At 63.6% G+C, this 9,325-nt stretch carries 7 protein-coding genes; 2 read left to right on the forward strand and 5 right to left on the reverse strand.

The window, feature by feature from the left end; genetic code table 11:
• The first annotated feature begins 247 nt into the window (after nucleotides 1-247).
• Both FJ417_RS26485 and FJ417_RS26490 read left to right on the forward strand, forming a co-directional pair.
• Nucleotides 248-1,510: an ROK family protein gene (locus FJ417_RS26485; RefSeq protein WP_246687549.1), complete on the forward strand. Its 1,263-nt coding sequence runs from the start codon at nucleotides 248-250 to the stop codon at nucleotides 1,508-1,510.
• Between the two features lie 47 nt (nucleotides 1,511-1,557).
• On the forward strand, nucleotides 1,558-2,565 hold the full coding sequence (locus tag FJ417_RS26490; RefSeq protein WP_140785462.1) for a substrate-binding domain-containing protein: 1,008 nt from the start codon (nucleotides 1,558-1,560) through the stop codon (nucleotides 2,563-2,565).
• Between the two features lie 276 nt (nucleotides 2,566-2,841).
• Here FJ417_RS26490 and FJ417_RS26495 read toward each other — a convergent pair whose 3' ends face one another.
• The 5 genes from FJ417_RS26495 to FJ417_RS33680 form a co-directional block, all read right to left on the reverse strand.
• Nucleotides 2,842-4,557 carry a tetratricopeptide repeat protein gene (locus tag FJ417_RS26495; protein ID WP_140785463.1) on the reverse strand — a complete coding sequence of 572 codons (1,716 nt, stop codon included), beginning with the start codon at nucleotides 4,555-4,557 and terminating at the stop codon, nucleotides 2,842-2,844.
• Nucleotide 4,558: 1 nt separating this feature from the next.
• Complete coding sequence (locus FJ417_RS26500; protein WP_140785464.1) at nucleotides 4,559-5,965, reverse strand: HlyD family type I secretion periplasmic adaptor subunit; 1,407 nt, start codon at nucleotides 5,963-5,965, stop codon at nucleotides 4,559-4,561.
• An 8-nt stretch (nucleotides 5,966-5,973) separates the two neighbouring features.
• Nucleotides 5,974-8,214 carry a peptidase domain-containing ABC transporter gene (locus FJ417_RS26505; RefSeq protein WP_246687550.1) on the reverse strand — a complete coding sequence of 747 codons (2,241 nt, stop codon included), beginning with the start codon at nucleotides 8,212-8,214 and terminating at the stop codon, nucleotides 5,974-5,976.
• A 254-nt stretch (nucleotides 8,215-8,468) separates the two neighbouring features.
• Complete coding sequence (locus tag FJ417_RS33675) at nucleotides 8,469-8,648, reverse strand: hypothetical protein (protein ID WP_181181702.1); 180 nt, start codon at nucleotides 8,646-8,648, stop codon at nucleotides 8,469-8,471.
• 271 nt (nucleotides 8,649-8,919) lie between these two features.
• The coding region (locus tag FJ417_RS33680; protein WP_246687551.1) for a hypothetical protein at nucleotides 8,920-9,325 on the reverse strand (406 nt) is incomplete at its 5' end.

A 9,325-nucleotide genomic window follows, 5' to 3' on the forward strand; every position in this document is an offset into this window, starting at 1 on the left:
CAGTTTCGCTGCCGTCAATCATTAAAATGCAAAAGCTGGCATACTTTTGTTGAAAAACAGCAGAAGTTATTGCTTGATCCGTAAATGTGTGCGCGCTACCCATGCCGAGCGGGACGACTGGCCAGAAGCTCGAGATGAGGCGCGACAAGGTATGGACGAGGGCGGCACGGCGGCCGGAGACATTGCCAAGCCGCGGCGCGCCGCAGGCCGGCCACGCGCCAGCGAATCCGCACATGGAAGCCTGGCCATGCTTCTCAATCTTGTGCGGACAGGGGCAGCGACGACCCGCCAGGGGCTGGAGAACCAATCCGAACTTGGGCGAGCTGTCGTTGCCGACCGTCTGGCTACATTGCTTCGGCTCGGGCTGATCGAGGAAGGCGAGCTTGGGCCGGCCATTGGCGGTCGGGCACCTCGCCATGTTCGCTTCCGGCCGCGTGTGGGAATGATCCTGGTCGCCGTGCTGGATCATTCGTCGCTTGCAGTTGGCGTATCCGATCTCTCTGGAGGTCTGCTGGCGGAGCATCATGAGGCCGTCGAGCTCGCGGCGGGACCGGAACCGGTGGTCCAGCGGCTGGCAACGCTATTTGCCTGGATGCTGGAGGAGCATGGCAGCGAGGCTGCCATTTGGGGCGTTGGACTGGCGGTGCCCGGAGCTGTCGAGAAATCGGATGGCCAGCGGCTCTTCGCCCCGGCGCTGAACGCGTTCCAGAACTGGGACGGTTTTCCGTTTGTCGAGCAGCTGGCCACCGCGGTCGGCGCGCCCGTGTGGGTGCGGAGCGGCGTTCAGACGATGACCATGGGCGAACTGAAATCCGGCAGTGGCATCGGCCTGACAGATATGATTTTCGTCAAGCTTGGACGCTCGATCGGCGCCGGCGTGATATCGGAAGGCGTGCTGCATAGGGGCGCGCAGGGCGCAGCGGGCATGATAGGCCATACATTCATCGAGGGCGGAACCCTCGAGAGCGTCGCGGGCAGCGAAGTGCTGGGACGCGAGGCGCGTCTGGCCGCCGAAAGCGGACGCAGCGCATATCTTGCCGAAGTGCTGGCGCGTGCAGGCGATGTCACCGTCACCGATGCCGGCCACGGTGCCCAGCTGGGTGATACGTTTTGCATCGATCTTCTGGGGCGCTGCGGTCGTGCCATTGGCGAGGTCCTGGCGCCCCTTGCCAATCTTCTCAACCCATCGTTGATCGCGCTCGGCGGCAACGTGGCAGAGACCGGGGATATCCTGCTGGCGGCGGTGCGCGAGGCGGTCTATCGCCAGGCGCATCCGGTCGTCACCCGCGACCTGCGCATCGTGCGCTCGCAGATGGGCGGATCGGCCGGGCTGGTCGGTGCCGCGCAGGTTGTAGCGGAATCGCTGTTCGATACTCGATTCCTTCAGGGCTGGATCACGCTTGGTTCGCCGCGCGAGCATCCCGAATTCAAAGAATTCCTCGCGCAGGCTTCAGCCGAAAGCAGCAACCGGCCAGTCAGACCCAGACCGCCGGCAGGGATGCCGGCCTAGCATTTGCCAATCGACTCAGTGCCGCGACAATCCGGGGAGGTTAGAAAATGGCGATCACGGGCCTTGGGCCGCATGGCGAAAGAGCGGTTCCCGCCGATCAGGTCGGACTGTCGGAGGCCGACGCCGATGCCGCCCGCAGCCGGCGTTTCGCGGTAGCCGTCGTTCTGCACACCACAATGAGCGACTGGGCAAAGGAGGAACTGGCCGGGATGGTCACAACACTTGGCCGCTATGGCGCCGCGGTGGTCGAGGTCATCGATTGCGCCTTCGACGTCGACAGGCAGATTTCCGAATTGCTCCGCCTTGCCGGTGAACCGGTCGACGCGGTGGTTTCGATTCCCATCGGCAGCAGCCGGGCCGCCGATGCGCATCGCGCCATAGCCGGCGCGGGAAAAAAGCTTGTCCTGCTCGACAATGCTCCGACCGGCATGCTTCCCGGAAAGGACTATGTCAGCGTCATTTCCACCGACAATTTCGGTCTCGGGCAAATCAGCGCGGAACTGGTTGCGCCGCATGTGCCTCAAGGCGGCAAGGTCGGCGTTCTGGCCTACGGCGTGGATTTCTTCGCTACCCATGAGCGCGAGATCGCTTTCCGCAAATGGATGGCGGCCCGGCGGCCGGACCTTGCCGTCGTGCGCGGCAAGTTCGCCGATGTGACGCAGGCGCGAACCGCGACTGCGGCCCTACTGCAGGATAATCCCGATCTTTCCGGGCTGTTTGCCGTGTGGGACGTGCCTGCAATGGGTGCCGCCGCGGCGATCCGAGAATCCGGGAAGACGATACCGATAACCACCGTGGACCTTGGCAACGAGGTAGCGACCGACCTTGCCAATGGCGGCCTGATAAAAGGAATTGCCGCCCAGTTGCCTTACGACCAGGGGAGCGCTGCCGGCGTCGCCACCATCCTTGGGCTGCTGGAACGCCGGCCTCCGCCGTGGATCGCGCTTCCCGGGCTGAGCGTGACAGCCGCCAATGTGGTGGAAGCCTATCAGGTCGTGTGGCGTGCTCCGGCCCCCGCCGGCCTGCTCAGAGCTCGCAGGCTTCGAAGCGATTGAACCGGGCAGGCGCAACGACCCGCCTTTGCTTCGTTCCGAGAGTCCCGTCGTTACCCGGTCTTGTCGAAACTACTTTCCCGACTGCGTAGCGTTGCCCTGACCCAAACAGGATGATGAGCCAAAGGCCAGTAACCGCAACGGCCAGTCGCGGCAAGGTGCCTGTCAGGGGCATGCACAGCGTGGGAGACCGCCCATTCATCCGCAAATGGCCGTCTGCACCCAGCCTTAGGCCAGAATGGCGCTGCTGCCGTTGCTTTGCAGTCAGGCATATCGCCGCTATGTCTCGGCAAGCTCCTCGGCGGCTTCTTGGACGCCGTGCGCAGCCGCTCGCTCCAGCCAAATGCGGGCGGCGGCGGAGTCATGCTCGCCGGCAATGCCCGTGGAGAGATAGCGGCCAAGCATGAGTTGGGCATGCCCATGGCCTCTTTCAGCGGCGGCTTCGAACCATTTCTGCGCAGCTTTGTGGTCGAGTGACAGGCCTTGCCCGGCCTCGTAAAGTGCCCCGATCGCGAACATCGCCCCGGCATGGCCTGTAGCCGCGGCTTGCTTGAAAAGATGTGCGGCGGTCACGAAAGAGCGTTCCCCGCCACGGCCACTGTAAAGCATTTCGGCGAGAGCCACCTGCGCGTCCACGATGCCTGCCTTGGCAGCCCGCTCAAACCAGATGCGGGCCTGCCTCTGGTCAGCGACCATGCCTCGTCCATCCTGAAGCATGCGGGCATACATGTATTGCGCCTCGGCCACGCCTTCGGCTGCGCGCGCCATCCAATGCGCAGCCCGTTCCTGGTCCTTACCCACACCAATACCTTCTGCGAAACAGAGACCAAGATTGAACGCCGCAACCAGATCACCCGATGACGCGGTTGCCCCAAACCATCCAGCGACGCTGATACCGTCATCCGGTTCGCCTGCTCCTTCAAGAACAAGGTTCGCGAGATCAACCTGGGATTCACGATTGCCTCTGGCTGCGGCGGCACGCAGCAATCGCGTTCCTTCTTCGGCGTCCTGAGCTACGCCATTGCCCGAGAGATAGAGCGAAGCCAAGGCGCGGGCAGCCGGCTGGTGGCCCCCATCTGCCGCCCGCCGATACCACGTCGCGGCCTCTGCATAGTCTCGCAGGCCTCCCCCCGAGTACAGTTCGCCAACGCGATAGGCGGCGTCGACATTTCCCGCCAGCGCGGCGCGACGCATCCAGGCCTCGCCGGCGACGGCGTCCCGATCCGCCAAGCCACCCTCGATCAGCGCAAGCCCCAGCCGGAACTGGGCAGATGCGAGTCCCCGTTCAGCTGCATCCTGATAGAGCTTGTGAGCTGCCTCGAGATCGACAGGCACGCCCATTCCGTGCTCGGTGAGGATGGCAAGCAGGTAGATGGCCGTCGGCAGGCCGGCATCCGCCGCGCGCCGAACCTCTGCGGCAATCCTGCTTCCTTGCGCCGGTTGCCTCAGCCGGACCAAGGAAAGGGCAAGGCCGAGGCATCCTTCCGGGCAGCCGGCCGCCGCGGACTTCTCGTACCAGCCATGCGCGGCATCGAGATCGCGCATCGCGTCCGGGCCTTTGCTTAGGATGTAGCCTAGCAGGGCCTGCCCTGTTGCGGAGCCGGACTCGGCGGCTTTTCGCGCGAGGTCGAGCGCTGCCGCGAAGTCTGGCTCTCCCAAGGAATTTCGATCGAACAAACCTTCCGAACCGGCGTCAGCTTCCTGTCCCGCGACCCCCGCTACGCACAACGCGGCAAGCAGCGCCTGCGCGTCTGGACTGCCGCGATCGGCTGCTCGCCGCAGCCAACGTGCCCCTTCCGAGTGGCTGGGTGGCACGCCAGTGCCTTCCAAATAGCAGCGGCCGACCCGGTATTGCGCTTCCACGATGCCCGCGCGTGCCGCTATACCCATCAGCGCAAAGGATTCCGCAGGCTTCCCGCTGTCGGAAAGTTGGAGCGCCCGGCGAAAAGCCAGGGCGGGATGGATGCGTCCAGTCAGGCGGTCGAGCATAGCCATCCTATGGCTCCCGCATCGCTTCCTGTCCGATCGGCAACATGGCGCCAAGCATGTATTTGAGCACTGTGCGGCGACCGACCTTGACGTCAGCAGTGACAGGCATGCCGGGGCTGATCGCGAAACCGGCGGGCAACCCATGAAGAGCGATATCGTCGATGGATATCTGGGTGCGATAGAACTGGTCGGCATCCGAAGGAAGCATGGCCAGTGAACTGTTTGGATCGCGCGCCTGTTCTCTGGCCGAAAACGAATCCGGGCTGACCGCTCGAACCGTGCCATGCGCCAGGCCATACTGTGAATAGGCGAAGGTGTCGAACTTGATAGCCACGGGATCGCCTACATGAACGAAACCACTGCTACGGCCGATGATATTGGTCTCAACCTCGAGCACTGCATCGGCGGGAACTAGCGTGATGAAGCGTTCGCCAGACTGCAAGACGGAGCCGACGGAGACCTTGGCTACTGATTGAACCGTCGCGTCGGCCTCGCTCCTTAGCTCCACCAGTTGCTTGCGAAGCTTCGCCTTGTTTAGAAGCTCGCGAGCATCCGACATGCGTGAATTGGCTTCCGAGAGGCTCTGCGAGACCTCGGCGCGCCAGCTCTGAATGTAACCATCTCGGTCGGCCGCGGCAGCGGCCTGCTGGCGCTTGGCGGCTTCTGTCGTCTGCTCGGCGTTGCTCAGCGAACGCGACATTTCCGCCGAATTGTCCTCAGCTAGAAGCGTGTTGAGACGGCTTCCAACCTGCCGTTCTTCGAGTTGCTGACGCATCTTTTCGATCGACGCCGCAACTGCGAGCCGCTGCCGATACCCCTCGGCGTCGGACTGCGAGCGCGAGATGACGGAACTCAGTTCGTCACGCTGCCGGTCGAAGCTTTCAAGCTTTGCGTCGTAGACCGCCTTGCGACGTTCGTAGATCGAGGCCTGCAGCGTCCAGCTTGGGTCCAGTCCATCGTAGTTGAAGGGCTTGTCATCGACCTCCGCCTTCAGGCGCGCTACTTCGGCTTCAAGCGTCGTGACCTGGGTCGCCAGCGCCGTGAGGTCGGCCGAGGCGAAGGTGGCATCGAGCCTGGCCAGCAGTTGGCCGGCCTTCACACGCTGTCCTTCGCGCACCTCGATCGACCGAACAATCGCCGTCTCCAGTGGCTGGACGATGATGTTGGGCGATTGCGAGACCACGAGCCCCCTTGTCGTGACGACCTGATCGACCGGTATCAGCGCGGCAAGCGCGATCAGCGCAACAACCATGCTGGTGATGATCCACACGACGCTGCGTGCCACCCACGGAATTGGCGCATTGGCGACCGCCGTCGACGGCCACTGGAATTCGAGAATGGCAGGAACCGTCGGATCGCTGGCCTCTCGCCGGCGCCGGGGAACTGGAAGGGTGGAATGGGTGGTGCTGCTCATGGCCGGTCTCACACAGGGCGAGGCGGCACGGCCGCCAGACGGCTATGGCGGCCGTCAAGATGCCGGTTCTGCTGGAGCCAGAGCTGGCGGTAGACACCGCACCGCTCCAGGAGCACCGAGTGAGGAGCGACATCGAGAACCTTACCCTGGTCCATGACCAGGATCTGGTCGCATTCGGTAAGCGAGGCGAGCCGGTGCGAAACGATGATCATGGTACGCCCGCTGGCGATACGAATGAGATTGGCGCTGACCACCGCTTCGCTCTCCGGATCGAGCGCGCTCGTCGCTTCGTCGAGTATGAGGATGGTCGGGTCGTGAATGAGCGCGCGGGCGATTGCCAGCCGCTGCTTCTGACCGCCGGAGAGATTGGGCGAACCTTCCTCGATATAGGTGTCGTAGCCGTTTGGCATGCGTTCGATGAACTCGGCAGCACCTGCCAAGTGGGCGGCACGCATAGCGTCGGAAAGCGTCAAGCCAGGACGTCCCGCGATGATGTTGTCCCTGATCGAGCCGCGGAACAAGAAATTGTCTTGAAGGACGACACCCAGGCCCTGGCGAAGATGACGAAGGTTGATTTCCTTGAGATCGACTCCATCCAGCTTGAGGAACCCGCTATAGTCGCGATTGATGCCCTGCAACAGGCGCGCGATCGTCGATTTTCCTGATCCGCTGCGTCCGACGACCCCGAACATCGTGCCGGCCGGGACATCGAAGCTGACCCTGTCGAGTGCCGGTGTCTTGGTGCCGATGTAACTGAAGGTCAGATCGCTGAACTTGATCTCGCCGACGAGCTTCGGCCGCAAGCCGGCGGAATTGGAGCTGCTTTCCAACGGGCGGTTGAGAACCCCAGCTGCCTCGCCAATCGCCGCGCCGACCTCCTCATAATCCTCGACCAGCCGCGCTAGACCGACCAGCGGCTGCGCGACGCGCTGCGCGATCATCATGAAGGCAAACAGGCTGCCGACCATATAGCCCGACCGGTCGTTCATCGCGAGATAGGCGCCGATCAGCATGGTGCCGAGGACCATCGCGCGCTCGATCGGCGTGACGAGAGTTTGCGGCCAGTTGGCCAGTTGCCCGAAGGCAAGACGCGCCTTGCCCGCGTCGGCCACCCGTTCGTCCCACAGCGCCTTGCGTTGCGGCTCCAGCCCGAGCGCCTTGACGGTCTTGATGCCGACGACAGTCTCGCCGAGCGCGGCCGCCTTCCAGGTCTCGGCGTCGACCACGTTCTGATAGCGTCGGCGCAGCGGCGCAAGGAAGGCGAAGATAATCGCCATGATCACGACCGCGCAGGCGAGCACCATCCAGGCGAGCGTGGCGTTGATGTAGAACATGACCGGGATCAGGACGCAGAGCGTGATCAGATCCAGGAATGTGCTGAGCAGCTTTCCGGTCAGGAACTCGCGGATGCGATAGACTTGAGCGAGATGGTACATCGTCTCGCCAGCCGGATGCCGCTCGAAATAGTCGAGCGGCAGGCGCAACAACCTGCTGAAGACATGCAGATTGAGCTTGGTGTCCAGGCGCGCACCGACGACATTAATGATCAGTCGTCGAGCGTGACCGAGCAGCGTCTCGTAAAGGAAGACGACGGCGATGACCGCTGAGAGAAGCACCAGAGTGGGGATACTGCTGAACTGCAGCACCTTGTTGACGACCGTCATGACGATGAGGGGCGGCAGAATCGCTAGAATGCTCAGCGTGAACGAAGCGATGCCAATGTCCCGCAGCGGCCGGCTCTCGAGCCGCACCAAATCGATAAGCCAGCCGAAGGTGAAGGGCGCATCCGCCGCGATATAAGACCTCGCTGCCCGCAAAAGGACGGCCTCGCCCGACCACACCTGCAGCAGGCGGAGCTCATCGATGGCAACAGCTTCCGCGTCATCCGGCGCATCGACGCTCTTGAGGAAAACGACATTGCGTTCGGTGCTAGCCCCGGTAAGGAGGCCAGCGCCGCCATCGGTGAAAAGCAAGACGATCGGCCCTGCGTGTTCGAAGCGCAACAGATGCGACCAGCGGATACGCAGCGCGCGCGACCACATGCCGGCGTTCTGTGCCCACTGGGAGAGATCGGAAGCACTTGGAACCGGACCGGCGATTGCCGCCCTGAATTCGTTCGGATCGAGGTCGACTCCGTGATAGCGGGCGACCTGCAACATCGCCTTGATGCGCGGCCCTGTCCGATCGAACGCCGCGGGGCCGCCAGGAACCCATTCCGCTGCGCCCTCGCTCCGACCTTTGCCGGTCATGTCCACTTCGACATCGTCACGGATCGGGACAGGCAGGACTTCGGAGTTTCGAGGCACGCTCACCATAAGCTCCCCTTGCGGTCTAAAAGCGAGGGTTCGGGGGTGTTCCCCGCACACCGCCCCAATCCGGAAAGTCGGCAACATCCATCATAGACCGAACCGCCCCGCGGTGCGAGCTCGTTGCCGGCGTCCAAGACGTGGCTACGCGGACCCCGCGTTTCCGCAAGGCCCGCGCGCATTGTTTTGACCAACACTCAGTCATGCGGCTTCAGAATATCCTTCAGAGCCTTCTTCAGTGTGTCGTCGGTCTGGCCATAGCCGGCACCCTGCTTGCCCTTGTCCTGGGTCAGGTCGGACGTCGCGCCGGACGGCTTGTTCTGGTTCTGGCCGAAACCCTTGACCGTGTTGAGAACGTTCAAGAGATCGGTCGTCACCGAGCTGATCGCCTGGCTGACGAGTTGCTTGAACGAACCGCCGCCGCCACTGCCGTCCGAGCCGGACTGCAGGAACTGCTTGACGTCCGTCAGCCCCAGCGTGCTGGCCGTAACGGTCGCATGTGGGCCTCCGTTGCCATTGCCCTGGCCACCGGCAGAGTTGCCCTGCCCTTGGTGCGAGCTGTTGTCGCCATTGTTGTGGTCGCCGGAATTGCCTGGCGCGTCCTGTTGGCCGTTGCCATGCCCGTTGTTACCCTGCGGACCACCCTGGTCACCAGTCCCACCGTCCGATCCTGTCGCTCCGGTCGGGCCGGTTGACCCGGTCCCACCGGTCGACCCAGTTGAACCGGTAGCACCTGTCGAGCCGGTGGATCCCGTGGCCCCAGTTGCACCTGCGGCTCCAGTTGCTCCCGTGGCTCCGGTCGAACCGGTGGCACCGGTTGCGCCCGTTGCTCCAGTCGCTCCCGTGGCACCAGTTGCTCCGGTCGAGCCCGTGGCTCCGGTTGCTCCGGTAGAGCCCGTGGCACCGGTTGCTCCAGTCGAGCCGGTAGCTCCAGTTGCTCCGGTCGAACCGGTTGCACCCGTTGCTCCGGTCGAGCCCGTTGCACCCGTTGCTCCAGTAGAGCCCGTGGCACCGGTTGCTCCAGTCGAGCCGGTAGCTCCAGTTGCTCCGGTCG

It is taken from the genome of Mesorhizobium sp. B3-1-7 (genome assembly GCF_006439385.1).
Taxonomy (GTDB): domain Bacteria; phylum Pseudomonadota; class Alphaproteobacteria; order Rhizobiales; family Rhizobiaceae; genus Mesorhizobium.

What these genes read in the sequence shown, in the direction of transcription:
- FJ417_RS26500 (WP_140785464.1), bottom strand. Translation starts at nt 5,965, where the DNA reads ATGAGCAGCACCACCCATTCCACCCTTCCAGTTCCCCGGCGCCGGCGA.
- FJ417_RS26485 (WP_246687549.1), top strand. Translation starts at nt 248, where the DNA reads ATGCTTCTCAATCTTGTGCGGACAGGGGCAGCGACGACCCGCCAGGGG.
- FJ417_RS26495 (WP_140785463.1), bottom strand. Translation starts at nt 4,557, where the DNA reads ATGGCTATGCTCGACCGCCTGACTGGACGCATCCATCCCGCCCTGGCT.
- FJ417_RS26490 (WP_140785462.1), top strand. Translation starts at nt 1,558, where the DNA reads ATGGCGATCACGGGCCTTGGGCCGCATGGCGAAAGAGCGGTTCCCGCC.
- FJ417_RS26505 (WP_246687550.1), bottom strand. Translation starts at nt 8,214, where the DNA reads ATGACCGGCAAAGGTCGGAGCGAGGGCGCAGCGGAATGGGTTCCTGGC.